The organism is Brevundimonas viscosa (assembly GCF_900116065.1).
Taxonomy (GTDB): domain Bacteria; phylum Pseudomonadota; class Alphaproteobacteria; order Caulobacterales; family Caulobacteraceae; genus Brevundimonas; species Brevundimonas viscosa.
This window is the reverse complement of record NZ_FOZV01000001.1, coordinates 720,918-739,375: the sequence shown is the minus strand read 5'-3', so window position 1 is coordinate 739,375 and position 18,458 is coordinate 720,918. Positions and strand designations below refer to the sequence as shown.

Sequence of the window (18,458 nt, the reverse complement as noted above, 5' to 3'; positions counted from 1 at the left end):
GCATGGCCGTCACCGGTGTCGCCGCGAACCGTCTCGAACTGCTGCAGATCGCCGATGCGGTCGCGCGCGAGAAGAACATCGACAAGGAGATCGTCGTCGAGGCGATCGAGGAAGCCATCCAGAAGGGGGCCAAGGCCCGCTACGGGGCCCACCACGACATCCGCGCCAAGATCGACGTCAAGACCGGCGAACTGGCGCTGACCCGGCACGTGACCATCGTCGAGGACGACTGGCAGCCGGAGGACGAGCTGGAGGAGTTCAACGACTCCGCCATGGTCCGCCTGAAGGACGCCCTGAAGCGCGATCCGGAGGCGGTCGTCGGCAAGGAGTACGTCGAGGAGCTGCCGCCGTTCGAGTTCGGCCGGGTGCAGACCCAGATGGCCCGCCAGGTGGTGACCGGGAAGGTCCGCGAGGCCGAACGCGCCAACCAGTACGAGGAGTTCAAGGACCGCGTCGGCGAGATCGTCAACGGCACCGTCAAGCGGGTCGAGTACGGCAACACCATCGTCGACCTGGGCCGCGGCGAAGGCATCATGCGCCGCAACGACTCGATCCCGCGCGAGATCTTCAACATCGGCGACCGGATCCGCACCTACATCTACGACGTCCGCCCGGAGGCGAAGGGCCCGCAGGTGATGCTGAGCCGCGCCCATCCGGGCTTCATGGCCAAGCTGTTCGCCCAGGAGGTCCCCGAGGTCTACGACGGCGTGATCGAGATCCGCGCCGCCGCCCGCGACCCGGGCTCGCGCGCCAAGATGGCCGTGCTGTCGAACGACAGCTCGATCGATCCGGTCGGCGCCTGCGTCGGCATGCGCGGCTCGCGCGTGCAGGCGGTGGTCGCCGAACTGCAGGGCGAGAAGATCGACATCATCCAGTGGAACCCGGACGAGCCGACCTTCATCGTCAACGCCCTCGCTCCGGCCGAGGTGTCGAAGGTGGTGCTGGACGAGGAGGCCGACCGCGTCGAGGTGGTGGTGCCGGACGAGCAGCTGTCGCTGGCCATCGGCCGCCGCGGCCAGAACGTCCGCCTGGCCTCGCAGCTGACCGGCTGGCAGATCGACATCATCACCGAGTCCCAGGACTCGGAGCGTCGCCAGAAGGAGTTCGCCGAGCGCACCGCCCTGTTCCAGGAAGCGCTGGATGTCGACGAGGTCATCGCCCAGCTGCTGGTCACCGAGGGCTTCGCCACCGTCGAGGACCTGGCCTGGGTCGAGCCGTACGAGATCTCGGACATCGAGGGCTTCGACGAGGAGACCGCCGAGGAGCTGCAGGCCCGCGCCCGCGACTTCCTCGAGAAGCAGGCGGCCGAACAGGACGCCAAGCGCAAGGCGCTGGGCGTCGAGGACGGCGTGCTCGAGGTGCCGGGCGTGACCCTGCCGATGGCGGTCGCCCTGGGCGAGGGCGGCGTGAAGACCGTCGAGGACCTGGCCGACCTGGCCACCGACGAGATCCGCGGCGGCTACGAGATCAAGGGCGGCGAGCGGGTCAAGGTCCCGGGCGTGCTCGAGAGCTTCAACCTGGCCCAGGAAGAGGCCGAAATGCTGATCCTGCAGGCGCGCGTCGCGGCCGGCTGGATCGACGCTTCGGAGCTGCCGCAGCCCGAGCCCGAGCCGGAGTACGAGGAAGAAGAGTACGCCGAGGGCGAGTATGACGCCGACGCAGTCTTCGCCGATCGGGGCGAGGAGACGGACCAAGGCGCGGTCGACGGCGATGCGGAGGCTTCCGACGAGGCCGCCGACGAACCCGAAAACGCGTGATGGGAGACCGGGCCGTCCATGGGAGTTCGCGAAGCGACGACTGAGCGGGAGCGCCGGGACCTGGTGACGCACCAGGTCATGGATGAATCCCGCCTGATCCGTTTCGTGGCCGCCCCGGACGGCACGGTCGCCCCCGACCTGGCGCGCAAGCTGCCGGGGCGCGGCCTTTGGGTCGCCGCCGATCGGGCCTCGGTCGAGGCGGCGGTGAAGAAGAACCTGTTCGCGCGCGCGGCCAAGGCCCCGCTGAAGCCGGCCGGCGACCTCGCCGACCGGGTCGAGAGCCTGCTCGCGCGGCGGTGTCTTGAGCAGCTGGGGCTTGCCCGGCGCGAGGGCGTGCTTATCTCCGGGTTCGAAAAGGCGGCGGCGGCGATCCGCGCCGGTCGCGCCGCCTGGCTGGTCGAGGCGGCGGACGGGTCCGCCGACGGACGGGGCAAGCTTCTCGGCCTGGCGAAACACCAGCCAACGCCGCCGAAAGTGTGCGGAGCCTTCACCGCTGACGATTTGAGTTTGGCCCTCGGGCTGGAAAATGCGATACACGCCGTCCTGCTTGAGGGCGGGCGGGCCGATCGCTGGACCTTCGAGGTCGAACGACTGGCGGGATTTCGACCGTTGACGCCGCCCGGATGGCGCGGGGATACGGCCGGGGCCCCGGATGGATTTCAAGACGGGCGGGGTTCTGCTCCCTGATCGGGGGCGGAGCGCCGCACGGCTTTTTGTGTTTGACGACCCTTGTGACGAGACGGCGGACGATCCGTCGTCAAAGTAAAGCGACCGGATGACTGACGAGAACGACAAGACCAACGACGGCAAGCCGACCCCTCCGACCACGGGGCCGCGCGCGCCGCTGAGCCTGAAGCCGCGGGCGGCGGGGTCGGTTTCGACCGGCACCGTGCGCCAGAGCTTCAGCCACGGCCGCACCAAGACCGTGGTGGTCGAGACCAAGCGCCGCGTCGGGCCCGCGCCCGGCGGCCACCAGCGTCCGCAGGGCTTCGATGTGGCGCGACCGCGCCCCGAAGGCCCCGCTGCGCCGCAGGCTCCGCGTCCGGCCGCGCCGGGCGAAGGTCGCCTGTCGGCCTCCGAGCAGGAAGCCCGTCGACGCGCCATCGAACTGGCCACCCGACAGCAGGCCGAGCGCGAGCGCGCCGCCGCCGAGGAGCGCGCCCGCAAGGACGCCGCCGCCCGCGAACAGGCCGCCGCCGCCGAGCGCGCCGCCAGCGCCGCCCAGGCCGAGGCCGCCGCCGCCAAGGCCGCGGCAGACGCCGCACGCAGCGAGGCCGCCAAGCTGGCCGCCTCCGCGCCGGCTCCGACTCCCGCGCGTCCGGCCGCCGCCAAGCCCGCCGCCGCGCCGGCCGAGCCGGTCGCGCCGACGCCGGCCCCGCCCCCCGCTCCGGCTCCGACGCCGCGACCGGCCGCGCCGGCCCGCCCGACCGTCAACTTCGGCCAGCGCGCGCCCAAGCCCGGCGCGCCCAAGCGTCCGCAGCCCCCGGCCTTCGGCGGACGTTCGGCCCGGGAACAGGCCATGGGCGGCGGCGAGCGCAGCTTCACCGACCGGGCCGCCGGCGCCGGCCGCCCCCAGGGCGACCGCCCGCAAGGCGCCCGACCGGGCGGCGCCCGGCCGACCCAGCCCGTCCGCTACTCCGCCCTCGATCCGCGCCCGGCCCCGGGCGCCCGCACCGGTCCACGCACCGGCCCCGGCGCCCGTCCGGGCCCGAACCAGCCGCCGGCCGAACCGACCGTCGCGCGGCCCGCCCGCGCGGGCTTCGGCCGTCCCGCCGGAACCGGCCGTGAGGACGATCGGGACAAGCGCTTCGGCGACGGCGCGCCCGGCAAGGCCGTGTCGCGCACCCGTGGCGAGCCCAAGCGCCGCGAAGGCCGCCTGACCATCCAGGCCCTGGCCGGAGGGGACGAGGACGCCGCCGAGCGCATGCGCTCGCTGGCCTCGGTCCGCCGCGCCCGCGAACGCGAGAAGGAAAAGCGCAAGGGCGGCTCGACCGATGCGCCGAACCGTCCGCGCGAGGTCGTCATTCCCGACGTGATCACCGTCCAGGAGTTGGCCGGCCGCATGGCCGTGCGCGGCGTCGACATCATCAAGTTCCTGATGCGTCAGGGCATGATGATGAAGATCACCGACGTGATCGACTCCGACACCGCTGAACTGGTCGCTGACGAGTACGGCATGTCGGTCAGGCGCGTCTCGGAAAGCGACGTCGAGGAGGGCTTCCTGGCCGAGGACGACGACGCCGACGCCACCGCCGCGCGCGCGCCGGTCGTGGCGATCATGGGCCACGTCGACCACGGCAAGACCTCGCTGCTCGATGCGCTGCGCACCACCGACGTGGCGGCGGGCGAGGCCGGCGGCATCACCCAGCATATCGGGGCCTACCAGGTGCGCCTGGAGGACGGCCAGCGCGTCACCTTCCTCGACACCCCTGGCCACGCCGCCTTCTCGGCGATGCGCGCCCGCGGAGCCAACGTCACCGACATCGTTGTGCTGGTGGTGGCCGCCGACGACGGCGTCATGCCGCAGACCATCGAGGCCATCCAGCACGCCAAGGCGGCGAATGCGCCGATGATCGTGGCGGTCAACAAGATCGACAAGCCCGACGCCAATCCGCAGAAGGTCGTCAACGAGCTGCTGCAGTACGAGGTCATCGCCGAGTCCCTTGGCGGCGACACCCAGATCATCGAGGTGTCGGCCAAGGAGCGGATGAACCTCAACGGTCTGATCGACGCCATCCTGGTGCAGGCCGAGGTCATGGACCTGCGCGCCAACCCCGATCGTTCGGCCGAAGGCGTGGTCATCGAGGCCAAGCTCGACAAGGGCCGCGGACCGGTGGCGACCGTGCTGGTCAAGCGCGGCACGCTGAAGCGCGGCGACATCGTCGTCGCCGGCTCGGCGTGGGGCAAGGTTCGCGCCCTGCTCAACGAGCGCAACGAACAGCTGCAGGAAGCCGGACCGTCGGTGCCGGTCGAGATCCTCGGCCTCGACGAGGCTCCAAGCCCCGGCGACGTGTTCGCCGTGGTCGAGAGCGAGGCCCGCGCCCGCGAACTGACCGAATACCGCGCGCGCGTCCGTCGCGAGAAGGCCATGGGCGGCGGGGCGACCTCGGTGTCGCTGGTCGACATGATGGCCAAACTGGGCTCGAAGAAGATCTCCGAGCTGCCCGTGGTCATCAAGGCCGACGTGCAGGGTTCCGCCGAGGCCATCGTCGGCTCCCTCGACAAGATGGGCAACGACGAGGTCCGCGCGCGTACGGTCATGTCCGGCGCCGGGGGCATCACCGAGAGCGACGTGCAGCTGGCCAAGTCGGCCGGCGCGCCGATCCTCGGCTTCAACGTCCGCGCCTCGAAGCAGGCCCGCGACCTCGCCGACCGCGAGGGCGTGGAGATCCGTTACTACTCGATCATCTACGACCTGCTCGACGACATGAAGGGCGTGCTCTCGGGCATGCTGGCGCCGCTGCAACGCGAGACCTTCCTGGGCAACGCCCAGGTGCTTCAGGTCTTCGACATCTCGAAGGTCGGCAAGATCGCGGGCTGCCGGGTCACCGAGGGCGTGGTGCGCAAGGGCGCCAAGGTCCGCATCATCCGCGAGGACGTGGTGGTGCTGGAGCTGGGCACGCTCAACACGCTCAAGCGCTTCAAGGACGAGGTCAACGAGGTCCCGTCGGGCCAGGAGTGCGGCATGCACTTCCAGGGCTTCCAGGACATCAAGGCCGGGGACTACATCGAGTGCTTCACGGTCGAAGAGATCAAGCGGACGCTGGACTAGACGCTCGCAGGATCACCGGGACGGCGGCGCGCAGGCGCCGCCGTTTCGCCATCCGCATCGGGGATCAAGACGCATGCGCCGCATCCTGACCGCCGCCCTCGCCCTGTCGTTCGTCGCCGGCCCGGCGTCTGCCGAAATCCGTTATCTCGCCTATGACGCGTCGGACCGGATCACCCAGGCCCTGACCCGCGGCGTGACCCTGGAGGCCAATCGCGGCCTGTTCGGCGCGATCAGCGTGCGCAGGATCATCTCGACTTCCAACCGCGGCTCGGCCGAGGTGCGGCGCGGCGGACCCGAGGCGGTTCGGCGCGCGCTGCCGGAAGGCGCCGCCGAAAGCGCCATCTACACCATCTCGCCCGAGGGCGACGGCCGCGGCCTCACCCGGGCCCTCTGTCCCGGAGCCGACGAAGCGTGGCTGGTCAGCGGGCGGGTCCGTCTCGCCCGGCCGCTGACGCTGCAGGCGGTGGGGCGCTGGGCGGATGGAACCTACCGGCACTGCGTGACCCTGTCCTACACCTGGCGCGGGGAATGGGCGTCGCTCCCGGCCCCGGCCGCGGGCGACGACGCACCTGTCGGGCGATAGGCCTTCGCGCCCGCCCCACAGCCCGCTAGGGTTGCGGCGATGAGCGCTATCGCCCCCGCCAGCCGGACCGAACGATCCCGCCGCCGCAGCCTGAAAGGACTGGCGAGCGTCCTTGGCTTCCTGTGCCTCGTGCTGTTCCTGCTGGCGATCGAACAGAAGCATGCCCTGTCTGCGTGGCAGGCGGTGCGTTACGGCGCAGGGCCAGCGGTCGCCCGGGCCGGGAGCTGGATGGCCGAAGGCGCCGCCGACGGATTGGGCGGCCTGCAGACGGCCGTGGCGGCGCCGAACCAGCCGTTCGCCGCCGCCGACGCGGACATCCTCCTGACCGGCGAGTTCGGGCCTGCCGACGAGGCGACGCGCCAGACCGTCGGCGGCGCCGTCTTCGCGGGCGCGAGCATTCGCCTGGAGAACGGGGCGACCCTGTCGACCCGGCCCCTGCGCATCGCCGCGGCGCGCGAGGCCTATGTGTTTGGCGAGACCTTTGCGCGGACGTGGAACGCGCCGGCGGAGGCCCAGATCGAACTGCGCCGGGTGGTTCCCGCCGACGGCGCCCGGTCCGTGCCGCCGTCGCCCCTGTGCGGCGGCGAGGCGCCGGGGGCAGTCGCGCTGCTGCACCGCCGCGACCGGGTCGACTTGATGCTGTTCCGCGATCGCGCCCCGATCGGCCCCGACGCGCCGGCCAGCGCGATATGTGGCACGTGGAGCTTCGAACGGCGGTGAGGCGCAAGCGCAGTTCGACCAGCCTCAAGCGCCTGCTGTTGGCCGCCGCCATCGGCGTGATCGCCGCCCTCTGGACCTGGGTTCGGCCTGGGAACGGGATCTGGTTCGAGCCGGACCAGGGCGTCGAGGCCTCCCTCCTCGACAACGGTTTCCACACCGACCTCGCCCTGCCGCGCGCGGCGCTGGAGGCCCGCGGCGGTCCGCTGGCCCAGGCGGTGCGTTCCTTGCCGCCGGGCGACTGGATTCTGATCGGTTGGGGCGACGCCAAATTCTACGTTGACCAGAGCCCCATCCACCACCGCCTGCCCGACGGCGCTCGCGCCTTCTTCCGGCCCGGTAACGCTTCGGTGGTCATGCTGGACCCGGCCCAGGCCGATCCGCGCCGGATCTTCGCACCGGAGGGGCGCGAGGATTTCCGCCTTTCGGATGAAAGCTTCCGAGCCCTCGCCGCCCGCATCGAAGCCTCGCTCGACCTGGGTTCGGGCGCGCCGCGCGTCGCGGCCGCGCGGGCCGGGGATGACGCCCGGTTCTTCGCCAGCCGGGAGACCTTCTCTATCGGCCACCTGTGCAACCATTGGACGGCCGATCTCCTGAACGCGGCCGGTCTGCCGATCCGGCCGTTCCAGTCCATCACCTCCGCGGAAGTCATGGCTTCCGTCCGACGCGGCGGACGCGACAGGACCGAATTGGACAGGGGAGCGCGGCGGGACTAGACCCCCGCCCTTCGCTTCGAGCCGGGTCCGAGCCCCGGCGGGCGACGTCCAGAGGAGGCCGCCATGGGCCGCAAACAGCACACCCGAAACGCCTCGGGGGCCCAGGGGCCGTCGCAGCGCCAGTTGCGCGCCGGCGAACTGATCCGCCACGCCCTGGTTGAGGTGCTGCGCGAGGAGGAGATCCACGACCCGGCCATGGAGGGGGTGTCGGTGACGGTGACCGAGGTGCGGCTGAGCCCGGACCTCAAACACGCCACCTGCTTCGTCGAGCCGCTCGGCGCCGGAGTTGAGACGGCGCCCACGGCCGGCCACGTCGACGAGATCGTCAAGGCGCTGAACGCTCACGCCAAATTCCTGCGCGGCGTGCTCGGACGTCATATCGACATGAAGTTCACCCCGGACCTCAGGTTCCGGCACGACGAAAGCTTCGACGCCGCCGGCCGCATGGACCGGCTGTTCAACGATCCCCGCGTCCGCGCCGACCTCGAGCGCGACGGGGACGAGGACTGATGGGTCGGCGGAAGCGGGGGCAGGTGGTCGACGGCTGGGTTTGCCTCGACAAGCCGCTCGAGATGGGCTCGACCGAGGCGGTGACACGGGTGCGTCGGCTGTTCGACGCGCAGAAGGCGGGCCACGCCGGGACGCTTGACCCGCTGGCCTCGGGCATCCTGCCGATCGCGCTGGGCGAGGCGACCAAGACTGTGCCTTTCATGATGGATGCGGAAAAGGTCTACCGCTTCACCATCCACTGGGGGATCTCCACCGACAGCGTCGACCGCGAGGGCGACATCACCGCCCGGTCGGACGTGCGGCCGGGGGTGGAGCAGGTGAAGGCGGCGCTGGCGGCTTTCGTCGGCGAGATCGACCAGGTCCCGCCGGCCTTCTCGGCCATCAGGATCGACGGCCGCCGCGCCTACGACATGGCCCGGGACGGGCTGGAGGTCGAGCTGAAGGCCCGGCGGGTGACCATCCATGAAGCAGCGGTGACGGCTGCGCCCGATCCCGCCCACGTCGAGATCACCATGCGCACCGGCAAGGGCGTGTATGTGCGTTCGCTGGCCCGCGACCTCGCCGCAGCGCTGGGCGCGGAGGGGCACGTCTCGGCGCTGCGACGCGAGCGGGTTGGGCCGTTCTCGGTCGAAAACGCCGTCACGCTGGATTCCCTGGCGGAAATGGTGCATAGGGGCGCCGCCCCGGAAGGCTTGCTTCCCGTCGCGACCGCCCTGGACGACATCCCGGAGCTGGCCGTAACGGACCAGGACGCCTTCCAGCTTCGCCAGGGACGGCCGATCGTTCTGCTCCCCCGACAGGTCGAAACGCTCAAGGCCCGCCTTCGGGAGGGATCGCGAACCGTTTCGGCCTTCCAGGACGGAACCCTCGTCGCCCTCTGCTCGATGCGGGCCGGTCGGCTCGAACCCGACCGCGTCTTCAATCTCCAATGACGGAGTCATACGATGTCGGTTACTGCTGAGCGCAAGGCTCAAATCATCGCTGATAACGCCCGTGGCGAAGCCGACACGGGTTCGGCCGAGGTCCAGGTCGCGATCCTTTCGGAGCGCATCACCAACCTTACCGAGCACTTCAAGACCCACAAGAAGGACAACCACTCGCGTCGCGGCCTGCTCAAGCTGGTCTCGCAGCGTCGGCGCCTTCTGGACCACCTGAACAAGACCGATAGCGCCCGTTACCAGGCGATCATCGCGAAGCTGGGCCTGCGCCGCTAACAGCCAGGTTCTGGAAGGGCCCGCTCGCGGGCCCTTCTGCTATCCGCCCGCGCGCCGCGGGCTCATCCCGGCGCATACGCAGAGGGCCTCACCGGTCCTCATCCACCCGCCCGGTCCGGCATCCGGCCGTCCGGGTCCACAGGGACCGAAGGACTGAACCCCTGAACGCCCGCCCCCGACGGCAATACGGCCTCGGGATGAGAAAGAAGAAAAATGTTCGACATCAAACGCAAGACGATCGAATGGGCCGGCCGGCCGCTCACCCTCGAGACCGGCCGCATCGCCCGTCAGGCCGACGGCGCCGTGCTCGCCACCTACGGCGAGACCGTGGTGCTGGCCACCGTCGTCTACGCCCGCCAGCCGAAGCCCGGCCAGGACTTCTTCCCGCTGACCGTCAACTACCAGGAAAAGACCTTCGCCGCCGGCAAGATTCCGGGCGGCTACTTCAAGCGTGAAGGCCGGCCGAGCGAGAAGGAGACCCTGGTCTCGCGCCTGATCGACCGTCCGATCCGCCCGCTGTTCGTCAAGGGCTTCAAGAACGAGGTGCAGGTGGTCTGCACCGTGCTGCAGCACGACATGGAGAACGACCCCGACATGGTCGCCATGGTCGCCGCCTCGGCCGCCCTGACCATCTCCGGCGTGCCGTTCATGGGCCCGATCGGCGGCGCCCGCGTCGGCGTCATCGACGGGGAATACGTGCTGAACCCGACCGTGGACCAGATGGAGTCCTCGGATCTCGACCTCGTGGTCGCCGGCACCGCCGACGCCCTGATGATGGTCGAGTCGGAAGCCAAGGAGCTCTCGGAAGAGAAGATGCTCGGCGCGCTGATGTTCGCGCACCGCGGCATGCAGCCTGTGATCGAGGCCATCATCGAGCTGGCCGAGCACGCCGCCAAGGAGCCGTTCGACTTCGCCGGCGAGGACGTCTCGGAAGCCGTGGAAGCGATCAAGAAGCTGGTCGGCGAGGACATCAAGGCCGCCTACGCCCTGCCGGGCAAGTACGACCGCCGCTCGGGCGTCGACGCCGCCAAGAAGGCCGCCGCGGCCCAGCTGGTGGCCTCGGAAACCAACCCGGACGGCTTCGAGCCGAACAAGTTCGCCACCGCCTTCAAGGAGTGCGAGGCCGAGGTCCTGCGTCGGGACATCATCGAGAACGGCCACCGCGTGGACGGCCGCGCGCTCGACAAGGTCCGTCCGATCGTCTCGGAAGTCGGCGTCCTGCCGCGCACCCACGGCTCGGCCCTGTTCACCCGCGGCGAGACCCAGGCCCTGGTGGTCGCCACCCTCGGCACCGGCGAGGACGAGCAGTACATCGACGCCCTGCAGGGGACCTACAAGGAGAAGTTCCTCCTGCACTACAACTTCCCCCCCTACTCGGTGGGTGAAGCGGGCCGCATGGGCTCGCCGGGCCGTCGCGAGATCGGCCACGGCAAGCTGGCCTGGCGCGCGCTGCGTCCGATGCTGCCGACGAGCGAGGAGTTCCCCTACACCATCCGTCTGGTGTCGGAGATCACCGAGTCCAACGGCTCGTCCTCGATGGCCACGGTCTGCGGCGCCTCGCTGGCGCTGATGGACGCCGGTGTGCCGCTGACGCGCGCCGTTTCGGGCATCGCCATGGGCCTGATCCTCGAGCCGACCGGCGAGTTCGCCATCCTGTCGGACATCCTGGGCGACGAGGACCATCTCGGCGACATGGACTTCAAGGTGGCCGGCACGCGCGAGGGCATCACCTCGCTGCAGATGGACATCAAGGTCCCGGGCATCACCGAGGAGATCATGACCAAGGCCCTGAACCAGGCCTCGGCGGGTCGCCTGCACATCCTCGACGAGATGGCCAAGGCCATCGAGGGCTCGCGCCAGGAGCTGGGCGAGTTCGCGCCGAAGATCGAGACGATGAAGATCCCCGTCGACAAGATCCGCGACGTGATCGGCACCGGCGGCAAGATCATCCGCGAGATCGTCGAGAAGACCGGCGCCAAGATCAACATCGAGGACGATGGCACCATCAAGATCGCCGCCTCGGAGCAGGAGAAGATCGACGCCGCCAAGGACTGGATCAAGTCGATCACGTCCGAGCCGGAAGTCGGCATGATCTACACCGGCAAGGTGGTGAAGGTCGTCGACTTCGGCGCCTTCGTGAACTTCTTCGGCGCCAAGGACGGCCTCGTCCACGTGTCGCAGATGGCGCTGGAGCGCGTCGCCAACCCGGCCGACGTCGTGTCGGAAGGCCAGGAGGTGAAGGTCAAGTTCCTCGGCCTCGACGACCGCGGCAAGACCAAGCTGTCCATGAAGGTGGTCGACCAGACCACCGGCGAGGACATCACCGACCGCATCAACGCCGAGCGGGCCGAGCGGGGCGAGCCGCCCCTGTCGGACGACACCGGCGGCCGTCCGAAGCGCGACGGCGACCGCGGCGGCGACCGCGGCCGGCGCCGCCGGGACTGATCGTCCGGCGTCATCGCTGACTGACCATGGGGGCCCCGGCGGAGACGTCGGGGCCCTTTGTCATGCGCTACATCGGCGGGTGGAAAAGCGAGACATCGCGGGGGCGAAAGGCGCGACAGCGGCGAAAGGCGCTACTTCGGCCGCGGGGCCGGTTCGGCGGCCAGGGTCCCGGCCGCCGGCGGGGCCAGCAGCTCTTCGGCCGGACGGCGGTCGAACAGCCAGTCGGCCCAAGCGGCCGGCGGCAGGGGGATGACGCCGCGGTCGTGGTAGGGGGCCACGTCGGGGCCCGGCTCGGCGGTGAGCAGGGAGAAGGCGTCGGGCGCCCCGTCGGCCCCCGCCCGCCAGATCGACGCCAAGGCCACGAACGGCTGGTCGACGCCGCGCAGGGCCCAGCGGGTCTTGGGGTACTTCGTGCCGGTGAACTCGTAGAAGGCCGACACCGGCACGAGGCAGCGGCCGCCGGAGGGGCCGTTGGAGAAGCGGCGGCCTTCCGACCGGAAGTTGATCACCGGCGGGCGCTTGGGGGCCGGGGGCGGGAAGCCGAAGCGCAGTTCGGCCAGCTCGGCGCCTCCCTCCCCGGCGGCGCGGACGGCCCGCGACAGGTCGGTGGGCCGCACCTCCTCCACCGGCTCGATGTTGGGCAGGCCCTTCGGGAAGCGCAGCGGCGCGCCGTGGCGGTCGAAGGCCTCAACCAGCTGGGTGACGGAGTATTTCGCTTCGTAGGAGGCGCACATGGGCTCGGCCGGGGCGGGTGGGGGAAGGGAAAACAGAGTCCACATCGTCCGCGGAGTCCACCGCGCGAGGCCGAGGCGGACTCAAAAACACAGTCCGATGCGTCCGACCCGTCCGATGCGTCCGCGTCTCCCCCGTCGGCGCCAAGGGAGACCCTACGACCCGGATGCGTCAGGTCCGGACGTACCCCAGCGGCGGCGAACGAAGCGGGGCGCGGGCCGTTGGGAGGAGATGGATCTTTCCGGCATGCTTTTCCAGGGCTGGTCCGGCCCGGCCCGCACGGTGCTGGTCGGCGCCCTCGCCTACGTCGGCCTGGTCGTCTTCCTGCGCGTCTCGGGCAAGCGCACCCTGTCCAAGCTGAACGCCTTCGACCTGGTGGTGACGGTGGCGCTGGGCTCGACCCTGGCCACCATCCTGCTGGACGAGAAGGTCCCGCTGGCCGAGGGGCTCATCGCCTTCGCCGTCCTCATCGGCCTGCAGTTTCTGGTGACCTGGAGCTCGGTGCGCTGGAAACTGTGGCGCCGCGCGGTGCGCTCGGAGCCGGCCGTGCTGGTCCGCGGCGGCGAGCCGCTGCCCGCGGCCCTGCGCCGCGAGCGGATCACCGAGGGCGAGCTGCTCAGCGCCGTGCGCAGCGCCGGCGGCCGGGAGATCGCCGAGGCCGAGGTGGTGATCCTCGAGAGCGACGGCACCCTGACCGCCATCCTGTCGTCGTCGCGCGGCTAGCGTTCGGTCTTCTGCTCCTCCTCGGCGGCGCGGCGCCACGGCCAGCGGCCGCCGATCTCCATCTCCAGCGACACCGAGACGAAGGTGCGGATCGCCACCACGGCGGCGAGCAGGCCGAGGCTCTCGAAGCTCAGCGGGGCGGTGATGGTGGCGATGATGTCGGCCCCGACCAGCAGCTCCAGCCCCAGCAGGATGCCGCGCCCGAGGTTGGCGCGCAGCCGGTCGTAGGCGTCGCGGCCCGGCGTGCGGCGGAAGAGGTCGCGGGCGAACAGGGCGGCGGCGAGCAGGACGCCGGCGAGGATGACCGCGACGCCGGCCACCTCCAGCGCCCGCGCCGCCGTCTCGATCCACGGAATGCCGGCGAGGTCCATGGGGAGGGGAATGGCGGGGGAAGCGGGGCGGTTCCGGGAAGGGCCATCGCGGCGACGGCGAAACGGGCGCCCTCCGGCGCGGAGGTCCTCTTCAACCCCTTGCGGAGATCGTCGCCGGGCGGTCGGAGGGCGTCAAGGACGCGCCCGCCCGGGCGCGCCGCTGCGCGGTGGCCGCAGGCCATCCTTGACTCCCTCCGACCGTCCGGCAGCCTGGCCTGCAAGGGATGAAGGCGGCTCGTGCGCCCGCGGGCGCCGATCTTCGTGGAAGGACGGGATGGGACGCTATCTGGGGGTGTTCACCAGCGACAAGGCGGGACCGAAGTGGCGCGCCTGGCGGGCGATGAGCGAGGCCGAGCAGGCGGCCACGGCCGAGGCCGGCGTGGCGGCGGTGCAGGCCTGGGGAGGACGCGCACCGCGACGTCATCGACTACGTCGGCGGACCGCTGGGGCCGACGAAGCGGATCGACGACGCCGGCGAGGTGACCGACGTGGTCAACCTGCTGACCGTGTTCATGGTGGTGCGCGCCGACAGCCACGAGGCGGCGGCGCGGCTGTTCGAGGGCCATCCGCACATGGCGATCTTCCCCTGCGACGGGGTGGAGGTGATGCCGGTGCTGGGGGACCCGGCGTAGGTCAGACGGTCGCCGGCGGCGGGGTGCGCGGGGCCAGCCAGGGCATGAAGAGCAGGCCGAACAGGAAGCCGCCGGCGTGGGCCTCCCACGCCATGCCGCCGATGCCGGCGTCGCCGAGGCGGACGAGGGCGAAGATGATCCCGTAGAGCAGAGCGTTGAGCAGGGCGAAGTAGAAGACCTCGTCGCCGACCTGCCGCGAGCGCAGCGGCGCGAAGCTTCCGTCGGCGCGGATGCGCGACACCGCGCCCCACAGGCCGAAGATGGCCCCCGAGGAGCCGATCAGGGCCGGGCCGGTCGGGTTGAAGGCGAGGAACAGCGCCGCCCCCGCCAGTCCCGCGCCGAGGTAGAGCAGGGCGAAGCGCCGCCAGCCGTCGGGGCCGGGCCCCAGCCGGACCATGACCAGCGCGGTCAGCGGCAGCAGGGCGGTGGCGTTCAGCAGCAGGTGCGCCGGGCCGGCGTGGGCGAACAGGTGGGCGACGGGGGCGTGCCAGCCGCCGTGGGCGAGGGCGTGGCCCGAAAGCACCCAGACCTCAGGGCCGGTAACGTAGGTCTGCACCGCCAGCACGAGGCCGAAGACGACGAGCAAGGCCAGGCCGGGCAGGCCGGCGGGGGAGGCCAGCAGCTTCCACGTGCGCGGATCGTGAAACGGCGGCCCGGCCATGCGCTGCCCGCGCCGGTTGTAGCGGCGGCCGAACAGCGGCGGACGGACGGCGGCCGGGTGGGTCATGGGGGGAGTGTGCGAGGCGCGACCAAGGTTGTCACCCTCCCCTCTCCCATTGGGAGAGGGCTTGAGGCTCGCAGAGCGAAGCAATGCGCCAGCCGAAAGGGTGAGGGGTGGGTCTTTGTTCGGATTGCGCCTCCACTGATCCGGGCCTTCTTCCCCCGCACCCGGAACAGATGTAGAACATCGTTCCATGACAGCCGCCCGCCTCACCCCGCGCGCCCGCGCCCTGCGCCAGACCGGCGGGCTGGCCGAGCAGCGGCTGTGGGCGCGGCTGCGCGGCGGGGCGGTGGTCGGGTGGAAGCTGCGGCGGCAGCACCGGATCGACGGCTATGTGGCCGACTTCGCCTGCATCCCGCTGCGGCTGGCGATCGAGATCGACGGCGGCGTGCATCAGCGGGACGACGTCGCCCTGCGCGACGTCTACCGGCAGCGGGCGATCGAGGACCGTGGCTGGACCGTGGTCCGGTTCACCAACGACCAGGCTTTGCACGAACCCTGGCGGATCGACGCGGCCATCCGCGAGCAGGCGAAGGCGCTGGGGTTCTGACCAACCCTGATCCCTCTCCCGATGGGAGAGGGCTTGAGCGCCCGTGAGCGCAGCGAGCGGCTGCGCGAAAGGGTGAGGGTCGGGTTCCGGAGCGGCAGCGGCGCGAGCGGCGCGGCGGCTTGCGCCGAAAGGATCAGCCGACCCTCATCCGGCCGCTGCGCGGCCACCTTCTCCCATTGGGAGAAGGTATCTGGCTCCGATCCCTCTCCCGGCGGGAGAGGGCTTGAGCGCCCGCGAGCGCAGCGAGCGGCTGCGCGAAAGGGTGAGGGTCGGGTTTCGGGGCGGCAGCGGCGCGAGCGGCGCGGCGGCTTGCGCCGACGGGCCAGCCGACCCTCATCCGGCCCTTCGGGCCACCCGTCGTCGGTTCGTATACGAACCTCCTCCACCCACAGGGAGAAGGAGAACGGTGCGCCCCCCTCTCCCATTGGGAGAGGGCTTGAGCGCCCGCGAGCGCAGCGCGGCTATGGGTAGCAAACACACCTTGACAACCGAGACCGTGGGAACCCCTGCCTTTATGGTGGAGGCATGGCAAGTTCGATCATCCCTTTCGGCACCGAGCATTCTGTCGCCCTTCACACCCTGGTCCGCAAACGCGCCGAGCTGGACGGGGAGTTGGAGCAACATCAAGGGCTCATCCGCGACCTTCAGAAGACGATCCAAAACCTGGACGCGGTCCTTGTCCTGCTCAAACCCGACATCGACATCGGCGAAATCGCCCCGAAGCGGGTCCGGCCAATTCACGCCGCTGCGCCGGGAGAGATCACCAGCATCGTCGTCGATTGTTTGAGAGAAGCCGAAGGAGCGCTCACGTCGAGGGCGCTGGCACAGGCGGTCGTCGAGAAGCGAGACCTCGACCCCGCAGACATGAAGCTGGAAATCACGATGGCCAAACGCGTTCGGGCCTGTCTGAGGCCCCTGCGACTGGCCGGACGAGTGCGCGCTGTGTCGATGGCGTCGGGACCGCAGGGCTGGGTCCTGGCGACCAAGCAGGTCGAGCAGCCTGTTACTGTCTCGCTGGAGCTGACTCGATGAACAGCTTGTCCTTCTTCCACGGAAGCCAGCTCTGCCAGATCGCGCCTGAGCGCGATGGCCGAGGCTTCATTGGACTGCGAAACGGCCGAGTTGTCGCCACCGCGCCTGATCGCGCCAGTGTGGCTCGGGCGTTGATCAAGGCGGCGCGCTGGCGCAAGGACTTGACGGATGAAGCGGTGGGCCCACCCAAGACGTGAACGGTCAAACCCGTAGCAAAGACGTCGTGAACGCCATACGCCAGAAAAACAGGGAGGGCTGAAACGTCCGCGCTCGCGCTGCGACCTACCGGTTCGTTGATGTTGCCGCGAACCGTGCTAAAGGGCGGCATGGTTCGATCGAACAGACGCGGCATTATGGCGGCGCTCTTGGCGCTGTTCGCCGCCGTGTTCGTTCTGATCCCGACCGTCGATGCTGCGGCCTGTGCTGTGGAACTGGAACCCGCTCATGCGGCGGCGTCATTCGCCGACGACGGTGGCGATCTGCCGTCTGACCCCGACGACCATGCCATCTGCTCGCACGGCCACTGTCACCACAGCGGCACCGCGATGCCGTCCTCGCCCCAATCAGTGGCGGTGACAGCGGCCATTTCGCCGAACCTGCTGCGCCCGGCTGACGAGCCCTTGGCGTCTCGCGCGCCCAGCGGCTTGGAACGCCCTCCCAGAGCCTGACGATACCCTGCGCCTTTTGGCGCGAGTCAATCGTCTGGAACTTCTGGGATATGGAACATGCCACCCCTAAAATCTGGTTGGTCGCGTCTCGCGGTCAGCTGCGCCGTGGTCGCGATGGCGACGGCGGTCACCGGCCCTGCTTGCGCCGATCCCGCGCCCTCATTCGAGGCGCTGCTTGAACGCATCGGTCTGACACCGACGATCATGGAAGCCGACGCGCTTCTGGACGCCGCCGAGGCGCGCATCCGTCAGGCGCGCGTCCGGCCCAATCCGGAGTTGGGGCTGGAGGCCGAGAACGCCTTCGGCACCGGCCCCTTCCAAGGTTACGACAACGCCGAGACCACCCTCTCCCTCAGCCAGGACCTCGAACTTTGGGGCCGCCGCAGCGCTCGTGTCGGTGTCGCCCGTGCTGAAGCCGGGACCGCCGCCCTGCGCCGGGACCTCGCCGACGTCGAGGCGGCGAGCCGACTGGCGCTCGTCTACGCCGAGGCCGAAGCGGCCGAGCGCCGGTTCCAACTCGCCGAGGAGGCGCTGACCGTCACCATCGCCGACACCCGTGCGGCCCTGATCCTCGTGGAGGAAGGCCGCGAGCCGCTTCTGCGCGGCATCCAGGGCGAGACGGAAGCGGCGGCGGCGCGCGCGACGCTGGACGAGGCGCAGGCGGAACGCGACGCGGCCTTCGCCCGTCTGACCGCCGTGGCCATGCTGCCGACGCCGGTCACCTCGATCGATGGAGGTTTGCTGGATAGAACCCCGGCCGGTGTGACCGTCGCCGTCGGGGAGGCTCCCGAGGTCCAGGTCGCCGAGGCGGAACGCGCCGCCGCAGAGAGCCGCATCGAGGTCGAACGAGTTCGCGCCCGCCCCGACGTCACCGCCTCCGTAGGCATCCGGCGCTACGAAGCCGAGGATGCCACGGCCCTGACTTTCGGCGTGAGCATGCCGTTGCCGCTGTTCGACCGGAACCGGGGCGCCATCGACGCGGCCCGCGCCGAGTTCCGGGCGGCCGAGGCCAGGCTGATCGGCGCCCGTCAGGAGGCCGAGGCGGACCGCAACGCCGCCGAGGCACGGCTTCGGGCTTCGGCCAGCCGGGTCGCCGCCGCCGATGCGGGCGTGACCGCCGCCGAGGATGCCTACCGCCTTTCGCGGATCGGCTTCGAGGCGGGGCGCATCTCCCAGCTCGAACTCCGCTCTTCGCGCGCGGCCCTGATCAACGCCCGCAACGCCGCCGTGGACGCCCGCCTGGCTCGCGTCCGCGCCGAAATCGAACTCGCGCGCCTGCAAGGCCGCGCCCCGTTTGGAACACAGCAATGAACCG

General features: G+C 70.6%; 20 protein-coding genes. 17 read left to right on the top strand and 3 right to left on the bottom strand.

Translation table 11 applies throughout. The features are described from left to right. The first annotated feature begins 2 nt into the window (after positions 1-2). The 10 genes from nusA (at position 3) to pnp (ending at position 11,714) form a co-directional block, all read left to right on the top strand. Positions 3-1,757 (top strand): transcription termination factor NusA, encoded by a 1,755-nt coding sequence (gene nusA, locus BM333_RS03685; RefSeq protein WP_092307381.1) that lies wholly within the window; start codon positions 3-5, stop codon positions 1,755-1,757. Between the two features lie 18 nt (positions 1,758-1,775). After that, complete coding sequence (locus tag BM333_RS03680; RefSeq protein ID WP_092307379.1) at positions 1,776-2,444, top strand: RNA-binding protein; 669 nt, start codon at positions 1,776-1,778, stop codon at positions 2,442-2,444. A gap of 88 nt (positions 2,445-2,532) precedes the next feature. Further along, on the top strand, positions 2,533-5,529 hold the full coding sequence (gene infB, locus BM333_RS03675) for a translation initiation factor IF-2 (protein WP_092307377.1): 2,997 nt from the start codon (positions 2,533-2,535) through the stop codon (positions 5,527-5,529). Positions 5,530-5,602: 73 nt separating this feature from the next. Further along, positions 5,603-6,112 (top strand): hypothetical protein, encoded by a 510-nt coding sequence (locus BM333_RS03670; protein WP_092307375.1) that lies wholly within the window; start codon positions 5,603-5,605, stop codon positions 6,110-6,112. A gap of 39 nt (positions 6,113-6,151) precedes the next feature. Continuing rightward, positions 6,152-6,832: a hypothetical protein gene (locus BM333_RS03665; protein ID WP_143105760.1), complete on the top strand. Its 681-nt coding sequence runs from the start codon at positions 6,152-6,154 to the stop codon at positions 6,830-6,832. Further along, positions 6,829-7,545 (top strand): DUF2459 domain-containing protein, encoded by a 717-nt coding sequence (locus BM333_RS03660; RefSeq protein WP_245777128.1) that lies wholly within the window; start codon positions 6,829-6,831, stop codon positions 7,543-7,545. The genes BM333_RS03665 and BM333_RS03660 overlap by 4 nt, the downstream gene beginning before the upstream one ends. A gap of 63 nt (positions 7,546-7,608) precedes the next feature. Next, on the top strand, positions 7,609-8,055 hold the full coding sequence (rbfA, locus tag BM333_RS03655; protein WP_092307372.1) for a 30S ribosome-binding factor RbfA: 447 nt from the start codon (positions 7,609-7,611) through the stop codon (positions 8,053-8,055). Next, positions 8,055-8,987: a tRNA pseudouridine(55) synthase TruB gene (gene truB / locus BM333_RS03650; RefSeq protein ID WP_092307370.1), complete on the top strand. Its 933-nt coding sequence runs from the start codon at positions 8,055-8,057 to the stop codon at positions 8,985-8,987. Before rbfA ends, truB begins: the two co-directional genes overlap by 1 nt. 12 nt (positions 8,988-8,999) lie before the next feature. Further along, the gene (rpsO, locus tag BM333_RS03645) at positions 9,000-9,269 is read left to right on the top strand and encodes a 30S ribosomal protein S15 (protein ID WP_092307368.1); all 270 of its coding nucleotides are present in this window, start codon (positions 9,000-9,002) and stop codon (positions 9,267-9,269) included. 213 nt (positions 9,270-9,482) lie between these two features. Then, complete coding sequence (pnp, locus tag BM333_RS03640; protein ID WP_092307366.1) at positions 9,483-11,714, top strand: polyribonucleotide nucleotidyltransferase; 2,232 nt, start codon at positions 9,483-9,485, stop codon at positions 11,712-11,714. Positions 11,715-11,845: 131 nt separating this feature from the next. Here pnp and BM333_RS03635 read toward each other — a convergent pair whose 3' ends face one another. Then, on the bottom strand, positions 11,846-12,448 hold the full coding sequence (locus BM333_RS03635) for an SOS response-associated peptidase family protein (protein ID WP_092307364.1): 603 nt from the start codon (positions 12,446-12,448) through the stop codon (positions 11,846-11,848). Between the two features lie 244 nt (positions 12,449-12,692). Between BM333_RS03635 and BM333_RS03630 the strand changes: the two genes are divergently transcribed. Continuing rightward, positions 12,693-13,169 carry a DUF421 domain-containing protein gene (locus tag BM333_RS03630; RefSeq protein ID WP_143105759.1) on the top strand — a complete coding sequence of 159 codons (477 nt, stop codon included), beginning with the start codon at positions 12,693-12,695 and terminating at the stop codon, positions 13,167-13,169. Here BM333_RS03630 and BM333_RS03625 read toward each other — a convergent pair. Next, the gene (locus tag BM333_RS03625; protein WP_092307360.1) at positions 13,166-13,540 is read right to left on the bottom strand and encodes a DUF1622 domain-containing protein; all 375 of its coding nucleotides are present in this window, start codon (positions 13,538-13,540) and stop codon (positions 13,166-13,168) included. The two genes, BM333_RS03630 and BM333_RS03625, sit on opposite strands and share 4 nt — an antisense overlap. Positions 13,541-14,019: 479 nt before the next feature. Between BM333_RS03625 and BM333_RS16080 the strand changes: the two genes are divergently transcribed. Then, positions 14,020-14,172 carry a hypothetical protein gene (locus BM333_RS16080; RefSeq protein ID WP_245777127.1) on the top strand — a complete coding sequence of 51 codons (153 nt, stop codon included), beginning with the start codon at positions 14,020-14,022 and terminating at the stop codon, positions 14,170-14,172. A 1-nt stretch (position 14,173) separates the two neighbouring features. Here the strand turns inward: BM333_RS16080 and BM333_RS03615 are convergent, their stop codons facing one another. After that, entirely contained in the window at positions 14,174-14,899 is a 726-nt protein-coding gene (locus tag BM333_RS03615) for a rhomboid family intramembrane serine protease (protein WP_177221786.1), read from the bottom strand. Between the two features lie 187 nt (positions 14,900-15,086). Here BM333_RS03615 and BM333_RS03610 point away from each other — a divergent pair, with 187 nt between their 5' ends. The 5 genes from BM333_RS03610 (at position 15,087) to BM333_RS03600 (ending at position 18,454) form a co-directional block, all read left to right on the top strand. Continuing rightward, positions 15,087-15,443 (top strand): endonuclease domain-containing protein, encoded by a 357-nt coding sequence (locus BM333_RS03610; RefSeq protein ID WP_092307355.1) that lies wholly within the window; start codon positions 15,087-15,089, stop codon positions 15,441-15,443. A 525-nt stretch (positions 15,444-15,968) separates the two neighbouring features. Next, complete coding sequence (locus BM333_RS03605) at positions 15,969-16,475, top strand: hypothetical protein (protein ID WP_092307353.1); 507 nt, start codon at positions 15,969-15,971, stop codon at positions 16,473-16,475. Then, a complete protein-coding gene (locus tag BM333_RS15595) occupies positions 16,472-16,672 on the top strand; it encodes a hypothetical protein (protein WP_143105758.1) in 201 nt (66 codons plus the stop codon). The genes BM333_RS03605 and BM333_RS15595 overlap by 4 nt, the downstream gene beginning before the upstream one ends. A gap of 168 nt (positions 16,673-16,840) precedes the next feature. Next, positions 16,841-17,143 carry a hypothetical protein gene (locus BM333_RS15590; RefSeq protein WP_177221785.1) on the top strand — a complete coding sequence of 101 codons (303 nt, stop codon included), beginning with the start codon at positions 16,841-16,843 and terminating at the stop codon, positions 17,141-17,143. A gap of 57 nt (positions 17,144-17,200) precedes the next feature. Then, complete coding sequence (locus BM333_RS03600) at positions 17,201-18,454, top strand: TolC family protein (protein WP_143105756.1); 1,254 nt, start codon at positions 17,201-17,203, stop codon at positions 18,452-18,454. Positions 18,455-18,458: the final 4 nt, after the last annotated feature.